Source organism: Pseudomonas sp. EL_65y_Pfl2_R95 (assembly GCF_963971045.1).
Lineage (GTDB): Bacteria > Pseudomonadota > Gammaproteobacteria > Pseudomonadales > Pseudomonadaceae > Aquipseudomonas.
Genome location: NZ_CAXAOV010000002.1, coordinates 73310 through 100279 on the forward strand (window position 1 = coordinate 73310; position 26970 = coordinate 100279).

Consider the following 26970-nt stretch of genomic DNA (forward strand, 5'->3'; position numbering starts at 1 on the left):
ATGACTCACTTATACTGTAGTCATAAAGACCAAATGGAGTCATTTTGACAAATCCGCTGTTATTGGCGCTGATTCCCCTGATTGCCGACCTGTCACGGGAGCTTTCAGACGATGAGCGCTACCGGCGTCTGCTGCTGGCATTACGTGAGCTTTTGCCCTGCGATGCAGTGGCACTGCTCAAGCTGGAAGACCAGGTATTGATCCCTTTAGCGGTCAATGGTCTGAGTACGGATACATTGGGGCGGCGCTTTAGGGTGGATGAGCACCCCCGTCTAAAGGCGTTACTTGAGAACAGTGGCCCACTGCGGTTTGCCACTGATTGTGAACTCCCCGACCCCTATGACGGCTTGGTGGAAAACCACGGCGGACACCTTGAGGTTCATGATTGTTTGGGCTGCGCGCTCTACGTGCAGGACCAGATCTGGGGGCTGATTACACTGGACTCGCTCGACCCAGCGCGTTTTGGCACGGTTGACCTTAGCAACCTAGAAGCCTTCGCCAGCCTCGCGGCAGCCACAGTGATGGCCAGCGAACGCATCAATCTGCTCGCGCGTAACGCCGAAGATCAACGCCAGCTGGCCGAGATTTACAAGCGTGCGGCAGGCGGTAATCACAACCACGAACTGATCGGCCAAAGCCACAGCCACCGTCAGCTGCAAAAAGAAATCGAGGTTGTCGCCAACAGCCCCTTAAGCGTGTTGATCACCGGCGAAACCGGGGTCGGTAAAGAGCTCGTCGCCGAAACCATTCACAAACACTCGCCCCGCGCCAGCAAACCGCTGATCAGCCTTAACTGCGCGGCGCTGCCAGAAACCCTCGCCGAAAGTGAATTGTTTGGCCACGTCAAAGGCGCATTTTCGGGCGCAATGAATGAACGCAGCGGCAAGTTCGAGTTAGCCGATGGCGGCACATTATTTCTTGATGAAGTCGGTGAGTTGCCGCTCGCCATGCAGGCCAAGCTACTGCGCGTGCTCCAGAGTGGCCAGTTGCAACGCGTCGGTTCTGATCGCGAGCATCACGTTGATGTGCGCCTCATCACCGCCACCAATCGCGACCTTGCAGAAGAAGTTCGCTGCGGACGTTTTCGCGCTGACCTCTACCACCGTCTCAGTGTGTACCCACTGCATGTACCCGCGCTGCGCGAGCGCGGCCGCGATATCTTGCTGCTTGCAGGCTACTTTCTCGAACAGAATCGCGCACGCCTCGGCTTACGCAGTTTGCGCTTAAGCAGTGATAGCCAAGGTGCATTACTCGCCTATACCTGGCCCGGTAATGTGCGTGAACTCGAACATTTGATCAGCCGCGCCGCCCTCAAGGCCATACAGGCCAGACCCGAACGCCCGCGGGTATTAACCATAGAGCTGACTGCCCTGGGACTCGATGCCCAACCTCAAAGCAGCGCGCCTCCCTTTGCTCACAACAACAGCTCAACGGCACGTGGACACGACCTCAAGGAATCGATCGATATCTACCAAAGCAGCTTAATCAGCGAAGCCCTTACCCGCCACCACGGCAAATGGTCCGAGGTGGCGCGCGAGCTTGGCATTGATCGCGCCAACCTTAATCGGCTCGCCAAACGCTTGGGCCTGAGATAATGACGGCCCCAACAACTGCAGCAAACATAACCCAGGAGCATTCACCGATGACGATGCCAAGCCCAGCAGAATTTATGGCCATCAATGACAGGCTAAGCCGTTTCTTTCTGGCATTCGATCAACGTGACTGGCCCGCAATGACCGACTGCTTAGCCGCGAAGGTGCATATTGATTACGCATCATCCGGGCGTGAACAACCCAGCCTGATGTCGAATCAAGACTTCGTGCAACGCCGCAAAGATGCAGTGGACAGCTTGAACAAGCACCACAGCTTTTCCAACCTGCTCTTAGAGAAAACCGCTGAGGGCATTAACGCCCGGTGCAATTACTTGATTCTGCGATTCGCCGATCAAGTAAGCGAAGCCGCTGATGACTTCTATCACTCATGCGGGGCGTATGAATTTGTCTTTCAGGACGTGGACGGACAATTAAAGATCGCCAGCATTACCCAGCGAGCATTGCGCAGTTGGGGAAACCGCGAGCTGCATGGCGGTTCACGTAAATAGTAGCGGTTCTTCGGGTGTACAAGCTGCGCGTTGTTGCACCCTACGTCTGGCAGGGTGCAACAATGCCTTTTTCATCCACCGTTATCAATGAACCAGCTTAAAACCACTGATCATTACGCTTGCGCCGAACACGCAGCAAAGAGGGCAAAACCAGACCCGCAAACAAACCGGCACCGGCGATACCGCCGCCGTACACCATATAGCGCATCAGCACCTGCTGTTGCTCATTACCCAGTTGCGCCTTTGCCTCACGCAGCTCTGAGCGGGCTTGGCTCAAGGCGGTGTCCTGGGTGGTGCGCGCAGTTTGTAGTTCATCGATCAATTTTTTTCGCGCATCCATGGTTTCCTGCATGCCCTGAACACGGCTCTTCCAGGTGTCATCAATACCCGCCAACTCAGACGTCAACTCTGCAGCCTTTTGTTCCAGTTGCGGCAGGCGTTGAGCTTGGCCCGGCACATCTTGCAGGTCGCGAGTTGGAATCCACACGCTGTCGCCATTTTCACTGCGTACCTGGCTGTAGTCGCCCTGGGTTTTCAGTAGTTCAAGTTTCTGCCCGGACGCGAGGGTGCCAACAATACGGTAACCGTCTGTAGGCCCGCTGCGTACATAGGTGTTCAAGCTATCGCTGACCCAGCGCGCGTTGGAAGCAGCCTCTTCGGCCTGCACGGGTGCGCCCGCTACCAGCAAACCACCGAGCACACAGGCGCTGAGCGCATTGCGCTTGGTTGGAAAAATACGAACGCGGGAATGGCTAAATAGGGACATGGGGGCAATATCTTCACATGGCATTCAAAAGAAGCCCGGCAAACGGGCACGCAAAAAAGATCGGCCAAGTAATGTGCAGAAATACGCGCTGGTGATGATATGAGCGGCCAAACGGTGCCTTGCCCCCCAACATCCACCCGGCGGGCCGACAAAACACAGACAGCAGCTCAATGGGATGAGTTCACTGCGAGGGGATAGATGGTGTAAGTGATTTGCCAAAGCCCGTCTCATCGACGTTTAAACCCAGACTCTTAAGCTTGAAAAAAGCCTGATTTCCAGCCCGTAGAGGCTGGCCAAAACCCGTTAACAACGCCATCCTAGGCGCCTATTTTCACGCAGCCATAGCTGCAGTGACCGCTTATGGAAGGAAGATTGCGATGCAAGATCAACCGCTCAACGCTGCCGACTTCGATTTTCTCGAAGGTGCCCTGCTCCAATACGGTGATGATAATTGCGTACTCAACTGCTCCGAGTTGGATGGCTATTTCACTGCGTTGGTTTCAGGGCCTGCACAAGTCGATATCAATGATTGGTTTCCGGCAATCTGGGGCGGGCAAACCCCGAATTGGAGCAGTCCTGATGAAGCTAAACAATTTATCCAATTATGCGTTCGCCACATGAATACCCTGGCCAGTCAACTGATAGCGAACCCAGAAGCATTTTCCCCGCGCTTTGAGCAAACCGAGCATCAAGGCCAGCCGCTGACGCTGGCTGAAGAATGGTGTTTTGGCTACCTGCGTGGCGTTTCGCTGGGTAACTGGCCAGACCTGCCTGCGCCGCTGACCGCCAAGTTCCAAGTCATCAGCCTTTGTGCTGAACAAGACAATTTCGAGCTGCCGGCTGATCTCGATACGGCCTTGCATCAGCAGAATGTGGCGGCAATTGAACCGGCAGCCTTGGCGATTCACAATTACTGGGTTGCCCAACGCTGAGCAATCGCTGCGCCAAGTCCGACATTCGCTGTTACCTCAATTGACTTGCGCCTCAGCCGTTACCGAGGATCGGACGGAGCTGGCCGGTCCAAACTGTAAGTAAGGATCTGCTATTGGCTCATCAAGCAACATACGGGCGTCCCGAGCGTAGTCGTTGAGTAATCGCCAGGGCAGCTTCGAGCCTTGGCGCGGCAGCACTTCATTGGCGCGCTGCACATACCCCGACTGCAGAGCGCCCATAATCGACTCCTCCACTGCGCAACCTTCAGCATCGTGGGCGACCGCTGTTTTATGTTGTTGTTCAGCCATATGCTTGAGCAGACGGCAAAAGTAACGGGCCGCGATATCCGCCTTGAGTGTCCAGGAGGCATTGGTATAACCGAATATCCAACCCATATTCGGCACGCCCTCCATCATCACGCCCTTGTAGGTGAGCTGTTGATTGACCACGCAAGGCTTGCCGTCAATGCTTAAGGCCAAGCCGCCTAGCACCTGTACCTGCAGCCCCGTTGCGGTAATGATGATGTCGGCATTGAGTTGCTTGCCCGACGTGAGGCGAATACCGTGCTCGGTGAAGGTCTCTATTTGATCCGTCACTATCGACGCTTTGCCACTGCTGATTGCCTTGAATAAGTCGCCATCTGGCACCGCACACAAACGCTCATCCCACGGGTTATAGCGCGGGCTGAAGTGGCTCATATCGAAGCCATCCGGCAGCTGCTTACGCACCCCTTTGAGCAATAGACTGCGGACTTTGTTTGGCCAGCGTTTGGCTGCCTTGAACATCCAGCGTTGCACGGCGATATTGCGCTTACGGGCCATTTTGTAGACCCAGGATTCGGGGAGAAAACGCTGCAGCAAAGCACTAAGTTGGTCCCGGCCCGGCACCGAAAATATATAGGCGGGCGAACGCTGTAACAGCGTGATATGCGCAGTGCTTTCAGCCATCGCCGGAACCAGGGTAACGGCGGTTGCACCACTGCCGATCACCACCACCGACTTACCGGCATAGTCGAGATTATCTGGCCAATGCTGCGGATGAATACACTGGCCGTTGAACTGCTCGATCCCTGCAAAATCCGGCAAATAGCCGCTGCGATGGTTGTAATAACCGGTGCACGAAATCAAGAAGTCGCAGGTTATGGTGCGGCTCGGACCGCCGGCCTTGGCTTGCACCGTTAACCGCCAGCGCTGTTCAGTGCTCGACCAGTCAGCCGCAATCACGTCACAACCAAACTGGATATGCTGCGAAATTCCATATTCCTCAGCGGTTTCACTGATGTACTGACGAATTGACGGCCCATCGGCCAGCACTTTCAGTGCATTCCATGGGCGGAACTGATAACCGAAGCTGAACATATCCGAGTCGGAGCGAATGCCTGGATAGCGGAAAAGATCCCAGGTGCCGCCAATGTTGTCGCCCCGCTCGAGAATACTGAAACCATATTCCGGGCAATCTCGGGCCAGATGGCAGGCCATGCCAATGCCTGATAAACCTGCACCAATAATCACGACACAATGATGTTCATGAGCCATTATTTTTGTTCTCTCGCTGAACCCTTGAAGAACCCAAACAATAGCACCAAGCAGCTGCTTGGTTTTAGTCTTTGATAAATACCCTTATCAAGGCAAAAAAACGCCAGGCTTCTGGGATAGAAGCCTGGCGTTTCAATTGTTGGCCGAAATACCGAGTCTGCGGTTAGTGACTTTTAACCTTGCGCCGTTCGGCGACGGCTTCAGGGGTAACCACGGCGCCACTCTGACCAAAGTGTTTAAGCACGAAGCTGCTGACCGCAGCGAGTTCCTGATCATTGTAACCTTTGGCAAAGTTTGGCATGCGCCGATCAACCGGTGCACCTGCTGTCATGTGGCCGTTGAGCAAGACCCCGAGCAAATTGGCCCCGGTAGGATCATTAACGGTTTTCAGCCCCGCCAACTTAGCGGCCGGGCTCTGATTGCCCTCGCCGTCCCAGCGGTGGCATGCAGCGCAGGCGTCAGCGAAAATCTTGCTGCCAAGATCCTTGGCAACCACGGCCCTGACACTCAAGTCATCGGTCACCGCGCGAGCAACACCGGTGCTTTTCGCCGGTGTGCTCTTCAGGTAAACCGCAATCGCTTTTTGGTCTTCGCCGGTGAGCTGGCTCAAGCTGTGTTTGACCACTGCAGCCATTGGCCCGCCGGCAAACCCGTAACCAGAGGCGTAGCCCGTGGCCATGTAGTGCGTGAGGTTTTCAATCGACCAGGCGCCAATTCCGTGCAGCGGATCAGAGCTGATGTTGTAGGCCTGCCAACCCTGAATCGGCGCCCCAGCCAATTGCTGATCCGCATCGAGTGACTGGAACATCGTGCGCGGCGTGTGGCACTCACCACAGTGGCCGGGCCCTTGAACCAGATAAGCACCGCGATTCCACTCAGCAGATTGCTTGCTGTCTGGCTCGTAACGCTGGTTATCAAGGAATAGCGCATTCCAGAAGAACATGCCCCAGCGCTGATTGAACGGGAAGGACAGGCTATTTTCAATCGGCGCTTGTTTGACCGCAGGCAAACTAAACAAGTAAGCCTTGATCGCCAATATTTCATCTTTCGGCATCAAGGTGTAGGAGGTGTACGGGAATGCCGGGTAATAGTGCTTACCGTCCCGTCCTACACCTTCTTGCATGGCACTGACGAAGTCATCATCGGTCCAGGCACCAATCCCGGTATCGACATCTGCGGTGATATTGGGCGAAAACAGCGAACCAAATGGCAGCTCAAATTCGACGCCGCCAGCAAACGGCTTGCCCTTTTCGGTGGTGTGACAGGCAACGCAATCCGCCGCCTTGGCCAGGTACGCGCCCTTTTTCACTAGCGCCGGGTCAGCATGGGTGACTGCAGCGGCCGCAGCGCTACCGGCTATAGCGAATAGACCTAGAAGCACCAGGGTGTTTTTCAAATATTTCATGAATTCATCCCTAAACAATGAAGTAACCAGCGCGGGTCAAGGGTAAACGACGCAAACGCTTACCAGACGCGGCATGCAGTGCGTTGACCAACGCCGGGGCAATAATCGCGGTACCTGCCTCGCCGACGCCGCCCGGCGCTTCGAGGCTTGGCAGCAGATGCACTTCGACCCCAGGTGCTTCACTGATCCGTAACTGTCGATAATTATGGAAGTTAGTTTGTTGAACCTGACCTTGTTCAATCAATATTTCGTTGAAAAAGGCAGCCGACAGCCCAAACAACGTGCCACCTTCCATCTGCGCTATTACCGAGGTTGGGTTAGTCGCAAACCCACAATCGACCACACTGATCAGTCGCTTGATACGCACGCCCTTCTCGCCCTCCATTTGCAACTCGACAAGGGTCGCGACAAAGCTACCGAATACATGACCCACAGCAACGCCACGGCCTTGGCCCGCAGGTAGTGCGGTTTTCCAGTCAGCCTTTTCAGCCAGGGATTTCAGCACCGCTTGCGCGCGAGGCTGGTCGTGCATCAGCTTGAGACGGTATGCCACCGGATCGGCGTTGGCATTGTGCGCCAGCTCATCGATAAAGCTTTCAAGGGCATAGGTACTGCGCAGCGGGCCAACGCCACGCCACCAAGACACTGGAATGGTTTTCGGCTCTTCACGGATATAACGCACCTGCAGGTTATCCATGGCATAGACCGGCTCAATCGCCACTTCTACTGCGTCAGAATCAACGCCGTTTTCCGGCAGGCTGCCAGCGTAACGCGCCAGCACAGAGGCACCGGCAATACGATGCTCCCAACCCAGCAGGTTGTGGTCGGCGTCCAAGGCTGCATTCAAGCGGTCAACATAATGAGGACGGTACATGTCATGGGTCATGTCCTCTTCACGGCTCCAGATCATCTTGATCGGGTAGCTGACCTGCTTGGCGATGGCGACGGCCTGGGTGATGAAGTCAAAATCCAGACGACGGCCAAAGGCTCCGCCAATCAACTGGTTGTGCACGGTAATTTTTTCAGGGGACAAGCCGGTGATTTGCGCAGCGGTCTGCTGGGCAAACACCGGAACCTGTGTGCCGACCCAGAGATCGCAGCCATCAGGACGAACGTGGGCTACACAGGTCATGGGCTCAAGCGGTGAATGTGACAAAAACGGCTGCTCGTAAACCGCTTCGAACTGGCTGGCCGAAGACTTCAGGCTCTGCGCGATATCTCCAGACTTATGGGCGATAACGCCGTCGCGGCTGCTGGCATCCTGCAGGGCTTTGTCGAGTTGTGCCGAGCTAGTCGAAGCGTTTGCCCCCAAATCCCACTCGACTTTCAGTGCATTGAGCCCCTGCTGACAGGCCCAGTAGTTGCTGGCAATGACCGCGACTGCGTTATCCAACTTGATCACATCGCGCACGCCAACCACTTTACGTGCGGCGCTGTCATCAACGCTGCGCAAGGTGCCACCGAGCACCGGACAGGTCAGGGTCGAGGCGATCTGCATGCCTGGAATACTGAGGTCAATGGTGAACTTGGCCTTGCCATTGACCTTGTTCGGCGTGTCAACGCGCTGCAATGGCTTGCCAAGAATCTTGAACTGCTCGGGCTTTTTAAGGGCCACCTCAGTCGGTATCGGCAAGGCACTGGCCGCATCGACCAACTCGCCATAGCCTGCGCGCAAACCATTGGGACCAAGCACCACTGCGTTTTCCGCATGGCATTGGCTTGGCGCTACTTTCCAGCCTATGGCTGCAGCTTGAATCAACAAGGTTCGCGCCGTCGCGCCGGCTTGGCGTAACGGTTCCCAAGAGCTGCGCGTTGAGGTCGAGCCGCCGGTTGCCTGAAACTGCAGCAATGAGTCGGTATAAAGTTCGGCGTTAGGCGGTGCATCCACCACATCAACCTGATCAAGGCTGACTTCGAGTTCTTCAGCCACCATCATGGCGATGCCGGTGTGGGTGCCCTGGCCCATTTCGATCTTTGGCGAAATAACGGTTACCCGACCGTCATGACCAACCCGTACATAAGCGCCGTAACCGCCGGCTTGTTGCTCACCAAGCCGGCCGCCGGCTACAGCATCTGCAGCGGCACTACGCGCCACCAGCGGCGGTAACCACGTGCTTAGTACCAGCCCGCCCATGGCCAGCGTACTGCCTTGCAAAAAGCGTCGACGGGATGACTTAAAGCCTGGATTGTCCATAAATAAATCTCTCCTTAAGCCTGACTGACGCTTTTGATGGCCGCGCGAATACGGGTGTAGGTTGCGCAGCGGCAAAGATTGCCAGCCATGGCCGCATCAATGGCCGTGTCATCGGCGCCAGGCTGCTTTTCCAGCAAAGCCACTGCGGCCATCACCTGGCCCGACTGGCAATAACCACACTGCACCACCTCATGTTCAAGCCAGGACGCCTGAACTTTCTTGCCGATTTCGGTTTCACCCACACCCTCGATAGTGGTGATGACGTGCCCTTCAGCGGCGCTAACCGGCAGTACACAAGAACGTACCGCGTTGCCATCAACATGCACCGTGCAGACGCCACATTGGGCAATGCCGCAACCGAACTTGGTGCCAGTCATCCCCAGCACGTCCCGCAAAACCCAAAGCAGTGGCATGTCACCGGGCACATCAACCTGTTGTTCATGTCCATTGATCGAAAGTGTGTGCATCGCGACCTCACATAAAATTAGCCAATGCCTGACTCTGTTCATCTCAGGCTAGTAAAAAGACGCCCTTTCTCAACCCTTCAACCCAGCTGAGAAACAGACTTAAAGCAGCGCAGCACCGTCCGCCACCCAATTCAAGCCAGTGACTAAGGTACGCTAAAATATAGGCTCGCCGCGCAAGGCAGCGTCACCGATCAAAGTAGAGGGAAACAACGTAGAGAAGCACGAACAGAATAGACCAGTCGTCTATTGATTTCACGTAGAAATCCAGACTTAGGGCAAAAGCGATGTGGGCGGTGCTGCCCATTACTCAAAACGAGCCACGCGACGAGGTACAGAACAGCGTGCCCGCACCCAGAAATGAGCATCAACAATGGCATCAGCAAGCGGCTATAAATTAACCGCCAACAGATTTTGTACCCAACGCTTGGCATAGCAGGTCGAGAGCATGGTTGTGCTGCACTCGCCAGCCTCATAGGCGGCACGAATCTTCACCGGGTCAGCTTGCTCAACATACGCCAGCGCATCTTCCATTTGCTGCGGATCACCGTAGCCACCCCTGCGCATTTCATTGATGGCCTCAGGCTTGCTCCAGCCCTGGATCACCATGCGATACATCGCCGCCATCAAGCCGGTGCGGTCACGACCATGCTTGCAATGCATCAGCACTGAACCGTGTTTTTGCCCTTCTTCGAGCACATGCAACACCCGAATGACATCAGCATCGGTAACCCGATCAGCATGCAAGGGAATGCTCACCGTGCTCATCTGAGCGCTGCCGATCCATTGTTTGTCATCATCTTTGATAAAGCTCACCACAGTCGTGACATTGGCAGCTTTCAGGCTCGCCAGATCATCGCTATCCGGCAGTGCACTGCGGTACAGATTGGGTGACATCTGATAGAGATTAAACCCCTTGTCCACCGGCACGGCCCATTGCTGTTGATGCTGCGCGCTGATTGAGCTGGTGTTTAGTGCCTTTACCGAACCCAGGTCAATACCGGCATAAGCCGTAACGGCTATACCAATGGCAGCTACACCCAGAATGATTTTGCGGCGAGGTAATAACACAAGCGACTCCTGTAATCAGTCGCCCAAAGGTATTCCCCTGTATGTGAAAACCGCATGAAATGGATGTGAAGAAATCGCCAGACGTAACCTTCAGCCACAAACACAGTCTAGGCTAATGACATATACCAATAGACAGTAGAAGACATGCACTGCGCTCATTAGCCTGAGCATTAAAGATCACCGCCACACAAGGAGCCTCTGAAGAACACAGCCGCCGCGCCAGAGTCTCAATCTACAAAGCTAAATCAATAACCAGGAACTCAACAATGACCGAGAAAAAGCTGACCCATGCCACCGGTGCCCACGTTGTCGACAATCTCAACATACAAACCGCTGGACCACGCGGCCCGGCGTTACTGCAAGATATCTGGCTGATAGAGAAGCTGGCGCATTTCGACCGTGAAGTGATCCCGGAGCGGCGTATGCATGCCAAAGGTTCCGGCGCTCACGGCACCTTCACTGTGACCAATGACATCAGCCAATACACCCGCGCGGCGATGTTTTCCACTGTGGGCAAAGAGACACCATTGTTTGTGCGATTTTCAACAGTTGCCGGCGAGCGCGGTGCGGCAGATGCTGAGCGCGATATCCGTGGCTTCGCCGTGAAGTTTTATACCGAAGAAGGCAATTTGGACATTGTTGGCAACAACACCCCTGTATTCTTCTTTCGCGACCCCATGCGCTTCCCTGATCTAAACCATGCCATCAAGCGCGACCCGCGTACTGGTATGCGCAGCCCTACCAGCAACTGGGACTTCTGGAGCCTGCTGCCTGAAGCACTGCACCAAGTCACCATCGTCATGAGCGACCGTGGTATTCCGAAAAGCTTCAGACATATGCACGGCTTTGGCAGCCACACCTTCAGCATGCTCAACGCAGCCAATGAGCGTGTGTGGGTTAAATTTCATTTCCGCTGCCTGCAAGGCATCCACAACCTGACGGATGCAGAAGCTGAGACCGTGGTCAGCAAAGACCGCGAAAGCAACATGCGTGACCTCTACGACAGTATTGAGGAAGGCGACTTCCCGTCCTGGAAGCTTTGCATTCAGGTGATGACCGAAGAGCAGGCACGCCATCACAAACATAACCCGTTCGACCTGACCAAGGTCTGGCCACATGGCGACTATCCATTGATCGATGTCGGGGTGATGCAGCTAAACCGCAACTCGGAAAATCACTTTGCCGAGGTTGAACAAGCCGCTTTTTCGCCTGCCAATATCGTACCGGGCATTGGTTTCTCCCCAGACAAGATGCTACAAGCGCGCCTGTTCTCCTATGGCGATGCACAGCGCTATCGCCTGGGTGTCAACTTCAACCACATCCCCGTCAATGCGCCGATATGCCCGCACCAGAGCTACCACCGCGACGGCACCATGCGCACCGATGGCAACCAAGGCTCGAAAATCGCCTACTGGCCTAACAGCATGGGTGAATGGGCCGATCATCAAGATCAACCAGAGCCACCACTGCCGCTCGATGGCGACGCCAAAGCCTGGGATCACCGGGTTGATGTCGACCATTACGAGCAACCTGGCGATCTGTTCCGCCTGATGAGCCCCGAGCAGCAGCAAGCTCTGTTTGATAACACTGGACGCGCCATGGACGGAGTACCTGATGAAATCAAGCAGCGTCACGCCGATAACTGCGCCAAGGCTGACCCTGCCTACGGTGCCGGCGTTGCCAAGGCACTGGGTCTGTAAAATATCTGCGTCCTGAAAAAGCCCGTCAGGCTAAACCTGGCGGGCTTTTTTGTAAGCGACAAACCACGACTTGATCACCTGCCGTCACGGCAAAGCGCTAACAGAACGGCGCTGCGGTTGCAGCAGATGAAATATTGACCACGCAACAAACGCGAAGCTGGCATTAAGAAAAACCATAGCCCAGGCACTACCGTCTTGCAGCGTGCTCAGGAGTATACCGCTGACAGTTGCTCCAGCCATTTGCGCAAAGCCCATAAAACCTGCCGCAAGCCCTGCCCTGTGCGCATTGGGCATCACCGCGCCAGCAACAGAAGCCGGTAAAACCATACCACCACCAAGGGTCACTAAAACCTGCGGCAGCGAAAGCCCGAGCACCGACAGACCCAAAACTTGATGCGTCACCAGGGTCGCAATCCCACCCAGCGCAACCAAGGTCACCCCAATACTTACAATTTTGTGTGGCCCCAGCCGAGTGATGTTGCGCCGAGTAAATAATGCGCCACCAATCAACGCCGCAACAATCGCGCTCAGGGTAATGCCGTATTGACTTGGACTCAGGCCCAGCAGGCCTATGTACACCGCAGAAGAGCCGGCGATAACCGCAAACATAGCGCCATAGGTCAATGCCAGCGTCAGGGCCAAAGCGCGAAACGAGCGATCTTTGAGCAGGTCCAGATAGTTGCTGACAACCGTTGTCAGCCTGCCTGCGTGCGGGTCCAACGCGGCATTGCTTTCCCGATACAAGCCGAGCACCACCAAGACCATGGCGCCCGCTATAAAAAAGCCCAATAAAATAGGCGCCTGCCAGCCACCCAGACGAACCAGTAAACCACCAAGTGCGGGCGAAACCACAATGGCGCAGAGCATGCCGATTACGGTCACGGCCAACGCCGGTCCTGCCTGAGCCTGCCAAACATCACGCACGATCGCTCGCGCCATGACCAAGGCCGAACAAGCCCCAAGCCCTTGCAGCGCTCGCGCACCGATAAACTCACCCATGCTGTTCGCCAACAGCATCCAACTGGTTGCAGCCAAATACACCAGCAATCCGGCCAACAGAATCGGCCGTCTTCCCAAACGATCCGACAAGGGGCCAAGTATCAGCTGCCCGAGCCCGAAAGCCGCGACAAATACCGACAACGCCAACAAACTACTTCCTGGCTTGGCCGCCATCACCCATTCGAGTGCCGAGAGACTGGGAATAATCAGCTGAGTGGATATTTCACCCAGCGCGGTAAGCGCCATCAACAAGACCAAGAGCTGACGCGTAGGTTTAACGGACGTGTGCATAGCGGTTTCCTGCTCGGCGCGGGTGTCGGCCAATCATTCATTAGCCGTTGACCTATTTATATGATGGTTATAATTTACACTATTAGATTACGCTTATAATTTAATAAAGCAATCAACCTGTATCTCACAATGGAGAGCCCACCATGACCACAGCAACAAGAGACGAAAAGTTGGCAAGCTGGATAGATGCCGAGCAAATTGCCCGCAGCAAACTCGCTGCGCCCGGCAGCATGAGCCTTGCGCAAGTGAGTGAAATGACACCGGCGGAATTCTTTAACGGCATTGGCGAAGGGCAACTGCCCTGCCCGCCGTTTGGCCACTTGATTGATTTTGTACCGATCGAATGGGCCGAGGGATTTTTCCTGTTCCAGGGCTCGCCCGATGCTCGCCACTACAACCCGCTGGGAACGGTGCATGGCGGCTATGCCGCGACCCTGCTCGACTCCTGCATGGGGTGCGCGATCCACACCCGCTTACAGCGCGGCCAAGGCTATACCACCACCGATTTACGCATCAGCTATGTGCGTGCCTTGACCCACAAGGTTGGGCCGATACGTGCTGAAGGCCGGATCGTACATCTGGGCCGTTCAACAGCAATTGCCGAAGGCCGTGTCTATGACGTTGATGATCGCCTCTATGCCGTCGGTTCCACCACCTGCATGATTCTTGGCTCACCGAACTGAACCGGAAAGCGTCGTGCATGCAATAGATGCAAGCAGCACGAGACAGAGGTAATGCCCCTTGAGTCAATTGATCATTAAGCATTACCTGAACACCACAGGGTCCTTTAATATGTCACTCAGCATGCAATAACCCGCGAGGCAAACGATGCGCTACTCAGATGATCACAAGGCCAAAACCCGCCAACGCATTATCGATGAAGCGGGCCACCTGTTTCGCCGAGATGGTGTCGGCGCGACCGGGTTGCAGCCGCTGATGAAAACCCTGGGGCTGACCCATGGCGGCTTTTATGCGCACTTCAAGTCCAAGGATGAGTTGGTTGAGACCGCGCTGGCCCATAGTGCTGAGCAACTGAATGCCAGCACCGAGCATGTGTTTGCCGGTGCAAACCCCTTGGCCACATTTATTCGTACTTACCTGTCCACTGCCCATTGCGCCAGCCCTGGCGAGGGCTGCCCGTTGCCGACCCTGTCTGCGGAGCTTGGCCAACGGGGGCAACCCAGCCCTGTCACCGATGAGATCGTACGCAATCGCCTCGCGGCCATCGAGGCCTGCTTACCCGCTGAAGATGGCGCAGAACAAAGCATTGTCATGCTCTCGGCATTGGTCGGAGCACTGGTGCTTGCACGTAGCGTCAAAGACCCTGAGTTGTCTGAGCGCTTGCTTAAAACTGCGCGCCAACAGCTGTTGAGTCAGGTCTAAGCCGCCTCAGCCAGGTGCAAAAACGCCCCAAGCAAAGCACATTGCTTGGGGCGTTTTACCTTCGACTAATTACTTATAACGAGCCGCCGCCTGATTGCGCGAAAGATTCGGCCCCAGCCTGGTCCGGGCAGTCACCATGCCTTGCCAATCCTCAACGTCTGGCAGCGATGGGATAGTCACAAGCTCACCCTGGTCGAAACCTGCCAACGCCGCATCTACCATCTCACCCACCTCCATAATCATTTCGGGCGGTAAAACGGCTGCGTCCATACCTGAACGCTCCCAAATTTCAGTACGGGTAATCCCAGGCAATACCGCTTGAACCTGTACCCCTTGCTTGGCCAATTCAACTTGCATTGTTTGGGTCAGGCTCAGTACATAGGCTTTGCTGGCGCTGTAAACCGCATTGAACATCTCGGGAATCAGGGCAACCACCGAAGCAAGGTTGATGATAGCTCCCCGCCCAGCGGCGCCGAACGTAGATGCCGCCACAGCTGAAAGGTGAGTCAGAGCAACAATATTCAATTGAATCAAAGTATCGACCTTGGCCGGGTCACCCTCCGCCAAGGTGCCATTGATCGCGACACCGGCATTGTTAACCAACAGGCTGATTGCCTGGTCATCGCGTATACGCTGCGCAACAACGTCCAAGTCAGTCCTGTTGGTCAGGTCAGCTTTAAGCACCTCAACCTTCACCCCGTTGTCTTTACGCAGGGTTGCTGCCAGCGCTTCAAGGCGCGATTGATCACGCGCGACCAGCAGCACGTCATAACCGCGCTTGGCCAAGCGTTGCGCGTAGGTAGCGCCTATCCCTGAGGATGCGCCAGTGATCAAAGCTGTTCCTTTATTTGTAAGTTGATTCATTGCTGCGTCCTCAGAAGGATATGGCTGCGATTGAGCCGGTGAGATGACTATCTCGCAAATTATATTACGACCATAATTCTATATTTATATGACGTCTATAATTTTAATTAACCAAGGGCAAATCCGATTTGCGAAATCGGTGCACCTATTGCAACTGCAGCAGAAGATTAGCTGAGACTGAACCCGCAGAAGCCCTGCGCGATAAGTGGATGCATGGACTCAATAGCGCCAAGCCCACGCCCAAGGCGCCAGCCACAAAGCCAGAGACGCCAGCCACAAAAAAGGCGGGCAACCATTTCTGGTTACCCGCCTGCGATGTTGTTGCCAGCGCTGGTTTAATTGCTTCGAATCAGGTGATCGAACGCACTCAGCGACGCTTTGGCACCCTCGCCCACAGCGATAACGATTTGCTTGTAAGGCACGGTGGTGACATCGCCTGCAGCAAATATCCCCGGCACGTTGCTCTGGCCTTTAGCGTCAACAATGATCTCACCACGGGGCGACAACTCGATCGCGCCTTTGAGCCAGTCACTGTTTGGCAGCAGACCGATCTGCACGAAAATACCCTCCAGCTCAACCGTCACCAGCTCATCGCTATTGCGGTCTTTATAGACCAGCGCGCTGACCTTCTGCCCATCACCCAACACCTCGGTGGTCAACGCGCTTTTGATCACTGTCACGTTGGCCAGACTGGCGAGTTTTTTCTGCAACACGGCGTCGGCGCGCAGTTGGCTATCGAACTCAATCAAGGTGACATGGGCAACGATACCGGCCAGATCAATCGCTGCCTCAACCCCGGAGTTGCCACCGCCGATCACCGCCACCCGCTTGCCTTTGAACAATGGGCCATCGCAGTGCGGGCAATAGGCTACACCGCGGCCACGGTACTGTTGCTCGCCGGGTACATTCATCTCCCTCCAGCGTGCGCCGGTCGCGAGAATCACCGTTTTGGCTTTGAGCGATGCGCCGCTGTCGAACTTGACCTCATGCAAACCACCTAAGGCGCTGGCCGGAATCAGGGCACTGGCGCGCTGCAGGTTCATGATATCGACGTCATACTGCTTAACGTGCTCTTCCAAGGCACGGGCCATTTTCGGGCCATCGGTTTCTTGCACCGAAATAAAGTTCTCGATGGCCATGGTATCCAGCACCTGGCCGCCAAAACGCTCAGCAGCAACGCCGGTACGAATACCTTTACGCGCCGCATATATCGCAGCCGCAGCGCCTGCTGGGCCACCGCCAACAATCAATACATCGAAAGCATCCTTGCTGCTGAGTTTTTCAGCATCGCGGGCCGCCGCACCGGTGTCGATCTTTGCCAGAATCTGCTCGGCATCCATCCGCCCTTGAGAAAACAGCTCACCATTGAGGTAGATGCTCGGCACTGACATGATCTGACGGTCTTCGACCTCGGCCTGAAACAGCGCGCCGTCGATCGCCACATGACGAATATTCGGGTTAAGCACCGCCATCAAGTTCAGCGCCTGCACCACATCCGGACAGTTCTGGCATGACAGTGAATAATAGGTTTCGAAAGCAAACTCGCCCTCGATCGCTTTGATTTGCTCAATGACGTCGGCGGCCAGCTTCGATGGATGTCCACCGACCTGCAACAGCGCCAATACCAAGGATGTAAATTCGTGTCCCATAGGGATACCGGCAAAGCGCAAGCCGATATCAGCGCCAGGACGGTTTAAAGAGAACGACGGCGTGCGTGCATCTGCACCGTCAGTTTTTAAAGTGATCTTGTCGCTAAGGCTGCGGATATCTTCCAGCAAGCCATGCAGTTCGCGGGATTTATCGCTGTCATCAAGGGACGCGACGATCTCGAACGGCTGGGTGACCTTTTCCAGATAAGCCTTCAACTGGGTTTTCAGATTGGCGTCCAACATGATTTGACTTCCCTTTTACAAATTTCAGAGACAAAAACGCCCGGACGGATCGCGCCCAGGCGCTTATAGCGGTGTCGACGTTCTGTCGAAAACCTATGCCAGCTGACAACCTAGGTGCCTATACACCTCAGCCATCATCAACCTGCGGTTGAAAGTGCCAGCTGTTAGCTGTTAGCTGGCAACTTTCAAGGCCGGTTTAGATTTTGCCGACCAGATCCAGCGATGGAGCCAGAGTGGCTTCGCCTTCTTTCCATTTAGCTGGGCAAACTTCACCCGGATGAGCAGCAACGTACTGAGCGGCTTTCACTTTGCGCAGCAGTTCTTGGGCGTCACGACCGATACCGCCGGCGTTAACTTCAACGATCTGGATTTTGCCTTCTGGGTCGATGACAAAAGTACCGCGATCAGCCAGACCGGCTTCTTCGATCATCACACCGAAGTTACGGGTGATGGTGCCTGTTGGATCACCGATCAGCGGGTACTGGATCTTGCCGATGGTGTCAGAGGTGTCGTGCCAAGCTTTGTGCGTGAAGTGGGTGTCAGTCGACACGCCGTAAATTTCAACGTTCAGCTTCTGGAACTCTGCGTAGTTATCAGCCAGGTCGCCCAGCTCGGTTGGGCAGACAAAAGTGAAGTCGGCTGGGTAGAAGAACACCACCGACCACTTGCCTTTCAGATTGGCTTCGCTCACGTCCACGAATTGACCCTGGTGATAGGCAGTGGCGTTGAACGGCTTAACTTCGCTATTGATATACGACATCGATGAACTCCTTGGGAGGGTTAAAAATTTACCCTGCCAAGGTTACCCATGGATGCCTGAAAGGTCTTATTGATTGACCCCATAGCGCTGATTGACTTACTCAATCGAACTAAGATAAATCCCTTTAAATACATAGAGATAAGCTGCACTTTCGATTGCCAAAAACGCAGCTGACCCAGCCTGCCCCAGCCAATAGATGCAAAAGAACGCCCTTCAGCACCGCACAGCAGCGCGATCTATATCCTTTTGATCAGCCATAACAGGCTCCAACTGGGCTTAGGACAAACTTTCGTCTATCACTAAAACCAGCTTGCCATTGACCTGATTGCCCGCAAGCTCGGCGAATGCAGCGTCGGCATCTTTTACCGGGAAGCTCTTTACCAGTTGCGGGCTAAGCCGCCCTTCGGAAAACAACGGCCAGACTTGCTGCAGCAGGTCACTCATCAGGTCGGCCTTGAACTGATCATCACGGCTACGCAAGGTCGAACCAATAAACTGTACCCGCTTGCTCAACAGCAGCGCCATATCGAGTTCAGCCTTGCGCCCACCCATCAAGCCAATGTTTACCCAGCGCCCGTCCAGCCCCAACAATTGCAGGTTGAGCGCAGCGTATTTACCGCCGACCGGGTCAAGAATCACATCAAAAGGGGCAAAGTCGCGCAGCGCATGCGGTCCTTCTTCACCGCGCAAAACACCGCCTTGCGCACCCAACCCCTCGCAATAAGCCAGGCGATCGGCCGAGCCGACACTCACCCAGCACGGGTTACCAAAGGCTTTACACAACTGGATTGCCGCCGATCCCACACCACTGGCGCCTGCGTGCAGCAGCACCTTTTCACCCGGCTTGAGCCCAGCTAACTGAAATAAGTTCAGCCATGCGGTGGCGTACACCTCCGGTATAGCGGCGGCCTCATGCAACGAGAGACCTTCCGGCACAGGCAAGGCATGTCGCGCATCCACCACCACTTCTTCAGCCATACCGCCGCCAGTCAGCAGTGCGCACACCCTGTCGCCCACCTGCCAGTCGCTGCCTGCCCCGACTTCAACCACTATCCCAGAGCACTCAAGCCCAAGCGCGACGCTGGCTCCAGGCGGTGGCGGATACAGCCCTGCTCGCTGCAGCAAGTCCGCTCTGTTGAGCCCTGCAGCCGCCACTTTTATACGAATTTCCCCCATATCACAGGATGGGCTTGTGAGCTCTAACCACTCAGTACGACCTTCAACGCCTTGCAATGCCTTCACGCTGCCTCCATAGTGCATTTGAACCGAGCCCGGCACGACTGTCGGGCTTTTGCATTGCGCCGGTGGAACTCGGCGCCCTTAACGATGGCCTAATATGCTTTATCAACAGCCCCTACGTCGAATCAGCATGAAGCGTTCATTTATCAGCGCCACCCTCGCCCTTGCACTCGGACTGAGTGCATTGCCTTTGGCAGCAAAGACCACCAGCGATCACAGCTGGGACTATTTGACGCCTGATCGCGAACAAGTCATTGCAAGTCTCAACGTAGTGGAGCTGCTAAAGCGCCACCACTACAGCAAGCCACCGCTCGATGATGCCCGTTCGGAAATCATCTACGCCGGCTACTTGAAGATGCTCGATCCTCAGCGCAGTTATTTTACTGACGCCGATATCGCCGAGTTCGACAAGTGGAAAGATCAGTTCGATGACTTTCTCAAAAGCGGCAATCTTGAGCCGGGCTTTGTCATGTACAAACGCCATCTTGAGCGCTTGAAAAGCCGTCTTAACTACGCCTTGACCATGCTCAACAAAGGCGTAGACAAGATCGACTTCAGCGTCAATGAAGAACTCACCCTCGACCGTGAAAAGTCGCCGTGGGTTAAAGACGAAGCCGCGCTTGAAGACTTGTGGCGTCGCCAAGTCAAAGACGAAGTGTTGCGCCAGAAGATTGCCGGCAAAGACACCAAGACGATCCAGGAAACGCTGGTCAAACGCTACAAGCGCCAGTTGTCCCGCCTTGATCAGACCCGCAGCGAAGATATCTTCCAGACTTACATCAACGCCTTTGCGATGTCCTATGATCCGCACACCTCTTATCTGTCACCGGATAACGCGGAAAACTTCGACATCAATATGAGCCTGTCACTCGAAGGCATTGGTGCTGTACTGCAAAGCGATAACGACAACGTCAAGGTCGTGCGACTGGTCCCTGCAGGTCCGGCCGAGAAGAGCAAGCAAATCAAGCCTGCTGACAAAATCATCGGCGTCGCCCAGGGCGATGACGAAATGGTTGATGTCATCGGCTGGCGTTTGGACGAAGTGGTCAAGCTGATTCGCGGCCCGAAAGGCTCGAAGGTGCGCCTCGACGTGATTCCGGCAAGCAATGCACCGAATGACCAGACCAGCAAAGTCGTCACTATCACCCGTGAAGCGGTGAAACTTGAAGATCAAGCGGTGCAAAAGTCGATTCTCAAGCTCAAGCATGACGGTCGTGACTACAAGCTCGGTGTCATTGAAGTCCCTGCGTTTTACCTCGACTTCAAAGCCTTCCGCGCCGGTGACCCGAACTACAAGAGCACGACCCGCGACGTCAAGCGCATCCTGACCGAGCTGAAGAAAGAGAAAGTCGATGGTGTGGTCATGGACCTGCGCAACAACGGCGGCGGTTCTCTGCAAGAAGCCACCGAACTGACCGGCCTGTTTATCGACCAGGGCCCAACGGTGCTGGTGCGTAACAGCGACGGCCGGGTTGATGTACTCAATGATGAAAACCCTGGCATCTTCTACAAAGGGCCAATGGTACTGCTCGTAAATCGCCTGTCCGCTTCGGCCTCGGAGATTTTCGCCGGCGCCATGCAGGATTATCACCGCGCCCTGATCATCGGTGGCCAGACCTTCGGCAAAGGCACAGTGCAAACCATTCAGCCGCTCAACCACGGCGAATTGAAGCTGACCCTGGCCAAGTTCTACCGGGTTTCAGGCCAAAGCACCCAGCATCAAGGTGTACTGCCTGACATTGCCTATCCTGACGTGATGGACACCAAAGAAATTGGCGAAAGCGCCCTGCCAGAAGCCATGCCTTGGGACACCATCAGCCCGGCGATCAAACCAGAGCGTGATCCGTTCAAGCCTTACCTGGCGCGCCTCAAGGAGCACTATGAAGCGCGGACGGCGCACAATCCTGACTTCACCTTCGCCCGGGATAACTTGGCACTTGCGCAAAAGCTCATGAAAGAAACCGAAGTCAGCCTCAATGAAGTCACTCGCCGCGCTCAGCACAAGCAAATCGAGGGCGAGCAATTGTCCATCGAAAACAGCCTGCGCAAAGCTAAAGGCGAAGAGCTGCTGACCAAACTCAAAGAGGTTGATGAAGACGCCACTCCGGACCCGGACAAGAAAACCAAGCCCGAAGATGATGCCTTCCTCAGCGAAGCCGGGCAGATCCTGCTCGACTACCTGAACCTGAGTTCAGCGGTCGCCAAGAAGTGATCTGCACCTGCCCCGGCTCGATACTGAGCCTGGGCAGGTGTGAGACTGCACTGAGCAGCACGTCGAGCTGTCATTAAAGAGTCATTAATTTGTCGCAAAATAAAGGGCTGATATCACTATCAGCCCTTTGTTTTTTCTGACTCTGAGATTCCAAATGACCGTCACCGAGCAGTTGAGCGCCTTGGACAACATCCTAGCTCACGGCGACCTACATAGCCTTTTTCAGCCTATAGTCTCGCTGTCTGAACGACGCATTATCGGTTACGAGGCGCTGACCCGCGGCCCGTCCAATAGCGTCCTGCATTCACCGGTAAACCTGTTCAGCGTAGCGCGCCAAGCCGGTCGCCTCAGCGAACTGGAAATGGCTTGCCGTAAAAGCGCCTGCCAGCATTTCAGCGAACAGAAGCTTGAAGGCAAGCTGTTCCTGAACGTCTCACCTGACTCATTGCTGGAACCAAACCATCGCCCTGGGCGCACCCTGCAGTTGCTCCAGGCCTTTGGCATCTCGCCCAACAACGTGGTGATCGAGCTCACGGAGCAAACCCCTACCGATGACTTTGCATTGCTCGATACCGCGCTGCATCACTATCGTGCCATGGGTTTTTCCATTGCCCTGGATGACCTTGGCGCGGGTTATTCAAGCCTGCGCTTATGGTCCGAATTACGACCTGATTACGTAAAAATTGATCGCCATTTTATCGACGGCATTCACCTGGATTCAGTCAAGCGTGAGTTCGTGGGCTCGATCCTTAAAATGGCCCAGGCCTCCCGAGCAACAGTGATTGCCGAAGGCATCGAACTCGAAGAAGAACTCGCGGTGCTGTGCGAGATGGGCGTCGACCTGCTTCAGGGGTATCTGCTTTGCCGCCCACAAGAGCAGCCGCCGCGCGATACCCGCAGCCTGCTGCCTAAGCTGCATAACTCCCCAGCGACGCTCAATGAGGAAGGTGGTGACCTCTGTGCCCTGCTCAACGAACAACCGGCAGTGACAATGGACACTTCAACAGCGACAGTGCTTGAAGCCTTCCGCCTGCAACCCAACCTCAATTCGCTTGCGGTGCTCAATGAGGAGCAGCAACCTGTGGGGATAGTCCACCGCCAAGCCTTCGCCGATGCGCTGCTTAAACCCTTTGCCGCCGAACTCTTCGCCCGCAAACCGATTAGCCGGCTGATGAGCAGCGATTTTCTCAGCGTTGAAGTTAGCCAGTCACTGCAAAAGGTCAGCCGCCTGCTGACCAGCCGTGCGCGGCAACGTATCGAAGAGGATTTTATTATCACCCTCAACGGCCGCTACCAAGGGCTGGGCCGGGTTATCGATGTGCTCAAGTTAATTACCGAGTTAAAAATCCAACAAGCCAAACACGCCAATCCACTAACCATGCTTCCCGGCAACGTCCCCATCCAACAATGCCTGACCCGCCTGCTGCAGCAAGCAAGACCCGCCGTGGTGTGTTACGTAGATATCGATAACTTCAAACCCTTCAACGATCTTTATGGCTACGCCAAAGGCGATGAGGTGCTGCTATACCTTGCGCAGTGCCTGAGCGAATGCGTCGACCCCACGCGCGATTTTGTGGGGCACATCGGCGGTGATGATTTTCTCCTGGTCTTGAGTTCAGAGCATTGGCGGGCCCAACTAAGCCGTGTATTCGAAACCTTCCAGAATCAATGCCGACGTTTTTACCGTGAAGAAGATTTAAATGCCGGCTGCTTTGTGTCCCACGACCGCCACGGCAAACGCCAGGAGTTTGCACTGCTGTCGATCTCAATCGGCATTGTGCAGATCAACCCGCAACACAGCGCGGATATGGATGCCAGCCAACTTGCGGCTCTGGCCTCAGAAGCCAAGCATCACGCCAAGGCAATTCCCGGCTACAGCTTGCACCTGATAGACGCAGAAAAAATCTCTGCCTGAAGCCTCAAATGCAGTGCGCAGAGAACCTTAGGCCGAGCAATTAGTCACACGCTCGCTGCGCCAGATTCACGCCTTGCGTTAAGATTGTCGTAGCAAGCCTGACTGTCGGTATCGGCGGCCAGCGACACACTCTCTACCAAGGCCGGTAACGTGCGCACATCCTTTATCAGCGCATTGATGCGCAAAATCGCCAGACCCATAACAGACCCCTATAGACGCTATCGCAATGCCCGACTGATTCATTCAGCGCGCATTTCAGTGGGGTTGCTGACGTCGATCCTGCTGACCACCGGCTTCAACCTACCCCATGGCGAATGGGCCTCGGTGACCATGCTGGTGGTGATTGGCGGCCTGCAGCACCACGGCAATATCCGCAGAAAAGCGGCCGAGCGCGCCGTCGGCACACTGATTGGCGCAGGGCTTGGCTTGCTCTTGGTATTCCAGCACAACTATATGGATGTGCCCGGCCTGACCTACGTTTTGATGTCGATCTGCTGCGGCTTCTTTGCCTATCACGCCATTGGCAAAGGCGGCTACACCGCCCTGCTCGCGGCAATCACCTTGTTTGTGGTGGCGGGCCATGGCGAAAACCCGGTCAGCGATGGTATCTGGCGCGGAATCAATATCCTTATCGGCATTGCCTTGGCGCTGGTGTTTTCATTTGCCCTACCGCTTTATGCCTTCTACTCGTGGCGCTACAACCTATCGGGCGCCCTGCGCGACTGCGCGACCATACACCGGCGCATCATCAGCGGCCTGTCGGTAACCGATGACGAACACCAAAAACTGCTTAGCCGTTTGAATAAACGCATGGTTGAACAGCGCTCGCTGATGCCTTCTGCATCAAAAGAAATGCATGTATCGATGACCCGGCTCGACGCGATTCAGCGCAGCTTGCGCATGTGCATTAGCACCCTGGAGATCCTCGCGCACACTCGCCCAGAAGCCGATGACAGCAAAGGCTTGGCGCTACTTGAATCGACCTTGGCACCGGAAAACAAACGCATCAGGGGACTGTTGATCGGCATGGCTCGCGCCCTGCGTCTTGGCTCAGCAAAGATGCTCGCGGACCCCGGCCACAAACCGGAAAAAATGCTCGCACTTGAAGCCGCTGCGGCCTCTGGCATGGGCGGATATGTGCTGCTGACATTTGAGATGTCCGCCACCTTGGAAACCATGCGCCAACAACTTGCGGATACGGCCAAGCGCTGGAAAGCCCACTAAAAGGCCGAAACCCGGAGGCTTATGCGGGCGGGTGGTCAACGCGAAGCTTGGCCACCAAGGATCAGACGCCAAAAGGCTGGAGATGGCATACGTCCCGCGGGATTTTTCGGCGGCAAATGGTGGATAAAAAGAGCCTAAATCGCCCCACGGGCAGCGGGACGATATTAAAGGCCGAGCGACTCTGCGCGCATCGCGAAATGTTCTGCTTGCACTGAATCGGCCGGAAGACCCGGAGCCCCATCTCGGTATAACTCGGACAAACGCTGTGCAGCCAACGGATGCCCGGCCGCTGCGGCCAATGCCCACCAATGTGCCGCCTGGCTCGCATCGGGGGCTTGGCGCGTGTCACCCTTGAGCGCCAACGCACCGACCTGATAAGCCGCCTTGGCATCGCCCGCAGTGGCCGCTAAGCGCAGCAAGCGCAGGCCCTCTTCCCTCGCCCCAAGACCTTGGCCACGATACAGCAGGATATGCCCATAGAAACTCTGCGCTTGCACATCACCCAGATTGGCCATTCGCGCGAACTGCCCTTCGAGCCACTGCCAGCCCCTTGGCTGTTTAACCAGCCAAGGCCAGTGAAACAAGCGTCGGGCAATCCAGTAACTCAGTTGAGCACGCAATTTATGCAGCATTTATTGCTCCGAGGGGTAATCAAACTCAAATACCCGAACCACCTCAGCAGCATGCCAAGATGCAGCTGCAACCCCATCGGTAGGGCCAGTGAAGCGACCCAAGCGGGCGACACAATCGAAATAGCCGGTGCGCGGAAGGCGACTAGCACCCTGGCTAATAACCAGCGAGCTGCGCAGAGGACGATCCGCCTGAGCATCGAGGGCGGCCAGATGCTCAAGGGCTGCAGTCAGTGTTTGCATGGCGGGCGCAGGCAATGCCAAACGCTCGATCAATGCACGGTAGGTCAGTAAGTGGCGCTGGCGCCGAGCATCATCCAGAGCGCTCAACAGAGCATCATAGTGTTGTCGAGTAATGCGCACACTCAAGAGTCAGACTCCCAGCCCTCAACACCCAGATTCCAAGCAAGTGCCCGCTGAATCGCAGCATCAGGCTCACGTTCACCACCTTCAATCATTTTCAGGTAATGCGGGCTGATTCCAACCGCACGCGCCAGAGCATCGACATCCAGGCCCTTGGCTTCTCGCAGGGCGCTCAATCTACTCAAAGCGGGGACTTCATCAGACTCAGGCTCAGCGACGCTTTGCACGGCTCCAGCTGCTTGCAACAGCGCTTGATATTGCGCCCATGGGATGACCGCGTACTCAGGCTCACCGTCACGTGAGATAACTTGCAAACTCATGTTCAATTCTCCACCCCGTGACTACTACAAATGCTCTGTACAGACTACAAATGCTCTGTACAGATGCTCATTCAAAAGCGCGGCATCTGTCTCTTATTTGCATCTGCTTATCAATAGCTTAGCAGTCCACGGGTGGAATAAGCGTGATCAGCGCAAGTTTGCAGCGATTGAATCGCCGGCAGTCCATTGATTAGTCTGAAAAGATTAGGCAACTCAAGGCTTGAGCTCTTCCATTTCCAACACTGTGGTTTCAGGTATTTGCTCAATGCGCTTGAGCTTTTCGGCAGGTTGCTGGGATTGCCAGAGGCGGAACATGCGCAACTCGTCTGACCATTTGCGCATCACCCAAGCCAGTACCGCGATGTCATCAACAAATCCGATACCGAGAATCCAATCCGGTAACGCATCAATCGGTGTTACGAAGTATAACAATGCCCCCACAAACGCCAGTAACGCCTCATGACTGATAGCGCGATATTCACCACGCCACCAAGCAATGCAGAGACTCTGCAGCAGGGCTAGATCGTCCTTCAAACCGCTCAGCGCCGGACCTCTTTTGGCAATTTTTTTAGTCGTGGCAGCCAAGAGTGCTGGCAGCCTTCCGTTGCCTAAAAAATTTTGCGCAAGCTTCAGGTAGCGTGAAAAATTGCGTGGTGTTTTCATCGGGACTCCCTCGCTAGCCCGCGTCGAATAAGGGCTGGCACGGGTTA

General features: G+C 55.3%; 24 protein-coding genes. 9 read left to right on the plus strand and 15 right to left on the minus strand.

Features of this window, described 5'->3' with window-relative positions; genetic code table 11:
- Positions 1-41 precede the first annotated feature (41 nt).
- Both norR and AACY09_RS08100 read left to right on the plus strand, forming a co-directional pair.
- Positions 42-1595 (plus strand): nitric oxide reductase transcriptional regulator NorR, encoded by a 1554-nt coding sequence (gene norR / locus AACY09_RS08095; protein ID WP_339487852.1) that lies wholly within the window; start codon positions 42-44, stop codon positions 1593-1595.
- A 47-nt stretch (positions 1596-1642) separates the two neighbouring features.
- A complete protein-coding gene (locus tag AACY09_RS08100) occupies positions 1643-2101 on the plus strand; it encodes a nuclear transport factor 2 family protein (RefSeq protein ID WP_339487185.1) in 459 nt (152 codons plus the stop codon).
- Positions 2102-2198: 97 nt separating this feature from the next.
- Here the strand turns inward: AACY09_RS08100 and AACY09_RS08105 are convergent, their stop codons facing one another.
- Positions 2199-2867 (minus strand): TIGR04211 family SH3 domain-containing protein, encoded by a 669-nt coding sequence (locus AACY09_RS08105; RefSeq protein ID WP_339487187.1) that lies wholly within the window; start codon positions 2865-2867, stop codon positions 2199-2201.
- 377 nt (positions 2868-3244) lie between these two features.
- Here AACY09_RS08105 and AACY09_RS08110 point away from each other — a divergent pair, with 377 nt between their 5' ends.
- Positions 3245-3799, plus strand: a complete 555-nt coding sequence (locus tag AACY09_RS08110; RefSeq protein WP_339487189.1) for a UPF0149 family protein — start codon at positions 3245-3247, stop codon at positions 3797-3799.
- A 36-nt stretch (positions 3800-3835) separates the two neighbouring features.
- Here AACY09_RS08110 and AACY09_RS08115 read toward each other — a convergent pair whose 3' ends face one another.
- The 5 genes from AACY09_RS08115 to AACY09_RS08135 all read right to left on the minus strand — a co-directional run bounded on the left by AACY09_RS08115 (position 3836) and on the right by AACY09_RS08135 (position 10469).
- On the minus strand, positions 3836-5335 hold the full coding sequence (locus AACY09_RS08115; RefSeq protein WP_339487190.1) for a flavin-containing monooxygenase: 1500 nt from the start codon (positions 5333-5335) through the stop codon (positions 3836-3838).
- A gap of 163 nt (positions 5336-5498) precedes the next feature.
- Positions 5499-6740 carry a c-type cytochrome gene (locus tag AACY09_RS08120; protein WP_339487192.1) on the minus strand — a complete coding sequence of 414 codons (1242 nt, stop codon included), beginning with the start codon at positions 6738-6740 and terminating at the stop codon, positions 5499-5501.
- A 10-nt stretch (positions 6741-6750) separates the two neighbouring features.
- Positions 6751-8934, minus strand: a complete 2184-nt coding sequence (locus AACY09_RS08125) for a xanthine dehydrogenase family protein molybdopterin-binding subunit (protein WP_339487194.1) — start codon at positions 8932-8934, stop codon at positions 6751-6753.
- A 14-nt stretch (positions 8935-8948) separates the two neighbouring features.
- On the minus strand, positions 8949-9401 hold the full coding sequence (locus AACY09_RS08130; protein WP_339487195.1) for a (2Fe-2S)-binding protein: 453 nt from the start codon (positions 9399-9401) through the stop codon (positions 8949-8951).
- A 387-nt stretch (positions 9402-9788) separates the two neighbouring features.
- Positions 9789-10469 (minus strand): phosphatase domain-containing protein, encoded by a 681-nt coding sequence (locus AACY09_RS08135; protein ID WP_339487196.1) that lies wholly within the window; start codon positions 10467-10469, stop codon positions 9789-9791.
- 266 nt (positions 10470-10735) lie between these two features.
- On the opposite strand from AACY09_RS08135, the gene AACY09_RS08140 reads away from it, so the two are divergent.
- Positions 10736-12169: a catalase gene (locus AACY09_RS08140; protein WP_339487197.1), complete on the plus strand. Its 1434-nt coding sequence runs from the start codon at positions 10736-10738 to the stop codon at positions 12167-12169.
- 84 nt (positions 12170-12253) lie between these two features.
- Here the strand turns inward: AACY09_RS08140 and AACY09_RS08145 are convergent, their stop codons facing one another.
- Entirely contained in the window at positions 12254-13459 is a 1206-nt protein-coding gene (locus AACY09_RS08145; protein ID WP_339487198.1) for an MFS transporter, read from the minus strand.
- A gap of 143 nt (positions 13460-13602) precedes the next feature.
- On the opposite strand from AACY09_RS08145, the gene AACY09_RS08150 reads away from it, so the two are divergent.
- The gene (locus tag AACY09_RS08150; RefSeq protein ID WP_339487199.1) at positions 13603-14142 is read left to right on the plus strand and encodes a PaaI family thioesterase; all 540 of its coding nucleotides are present in this window, start codon (positions 13603-13605) and stop codon (positions 14140-14142) included.
- Between the two features lie 145 nt (positions 14143-14287).
- Positions 14288-14842 (plus strand): TetR/AcrR family transcriptional regulator, encoded by a 555-nt coding sequence (locus AACY09_RS08155; protein WP_339487200.1) that lies wholly within the window; start codon positions 14288-14290, stop codon positions 14840-14842.
- A gap of 69 nt (positions 14843-14911) precedes the next feature.
- Here AACY09_RS08155 and AACY09_RS08160 read toward each other — a convergent pair whose 3' ends face one another.
- From AACY09_RS08160 to AACY09_RS08175, 4 genes are all read right to left on the minus strand, one after another.
- Positions 14912-15706, minus strand: coding sequence for an SDR family NAD(P)-dependent oxidoreductase (locus AACY09_RS08160; RefSeq protein ID WP_339487201.1), 795 nt, complete (start codon positions 15704-15706; stop codon positions 14912-14914).
- Positions 15707-16041: 335 nt separating this feature from the next.
- Complete coding sequence (ahpF, locus tag AACY09_RS08165) at positions 16042-17598, minus strand: alkyl hydroperoxide reductase subunit F (RefSeq protein ID WP_339487202.1); 1557 nt, start codon at positions 17596-17598, stop codon at positions 16042-16044.
- Positions 17599-17794: 196 nt separating this feature from the next.
- On the minus strand, positions 17795-18358 hold the full coding sequence (gene ahpC / locus AACY09_RS08170; RefSeq protein ID WP_339487203.1) for an alkyl hydroperoxide reductase subunit C: 564 nt from the start codon (positions 18356-18358) through the stop codon (positions 17795-17797).
- Between the two features lie 276 nt (positions 18359-18634).
- Positions 18635-19600 (minus strand): zinc-binding dehydrogenase, encoded by a 966-nt coding sequence (locus AACY09_RS08175; RefSeq protein WP_339487204.1) that lies wholly within the window; start codon positions 19598-19600, stop codon positions 18635-18637.
- A gap of 127 nt (positions 19601-19727) precedes the next feature.
- Between AACY09_RS08175 and AACY09_RS08180 the strand changes: the two genes are divergently transcribed.
- The 3 genes from AACY09_RS08180 to AACY09_RS08190 all read left to right on the plus strand — a co-directional run bounded on the left by AACY09_RS08180 (position 19728) and on the right by AACY09_RS08190 (position 24948).
- Positions 19728-21809 carry a carboxy terminal-processing peptidase gene (locus tag AACY09_RS08180; RefSeq protein ID WP_445323797.1) on the plus strand — a complete coding sequence of 694 codons (2082 nt, stop codon included), beginning with the start codon at positions 19728-19730 and terminating at the stop codon, positions 21807-21809.
- Between the two features lie 154 nt (positions 21810-21963).
- Positions 21964-23724 carry a bifunctional diguanylate cyclase/phosphodiesterase gene (locus AACY09_RS08185; protein WP_339487206.1) on the plus strand — a complete coding sequence of 587 codons (1761 nt, stop codon included), beginning with the start codon at positions 21964-21966 and terminating at the stop codon, positions 23722-23724.
- 177 nt (positions 23725-23901) lie between these two features.
- Complete coding sequence (locus tag AACY09_RS08190; RefSeq protein ID WP_339487853.1) at positions 23902-24948, plus strand: FUSC family protein; 1047 nt, start codon at positions 23902-23904, stop codon at positions 24946-24948.
- Between the two features lie 164 nt (positions 24949-25112).
- Here AACY09_RS08190 and AACY09_RS08195 read toward each other — a convergent pair whose 3' ends face one another.
- The 4 genes from AACY09_RS08195 to AACY09_RS08210 form a co-directional block, all read right to left on the minus strand.
- Entirely contained in the window at positions 25113-25580 is a 468-nt protein-coding gene (locus AACY09_RS08195) for a sel1 repeat family protein (protein ID WP_339487207.1), read from the minus strand.
- Positions 25581-25946 (minus strand): hypothetical protein, encoded by a 366-nt coding sequence (locus tag AACY09_RS08200; protein WP_339487209.1) that lies wholly within the window; start codon positions 25944-25946, stop codon positions 25581-25583. It lies immediately after the preceding gene.
- Positions 25943-26260, minus strand: coding sequence for a helix-turn-helix domain-containing protein (locus AACY09_RS08205; protein WP_339487210.1), 318 nt, complete (start codon positions 26258-26260; stop codon positions 25943-25945). Before AACY09_RS08205 ends, AACY09_RS08200 begins: the two co-directional genes overlap by 4 nt.
- A 213-nt stretch (positions 26261-26473) precedes the next feature.
- Positions 26474-26923, minus strand: coding sequence for a YkvA family protein (locus AACY09_RS08210; protein ID WP_339487211.1), 450 nt, complete (start codon positions 26921-26923; stop codon positions 26474-26476).
- Positions 26924-26970 lie beyond the last annotated feature (47 nt).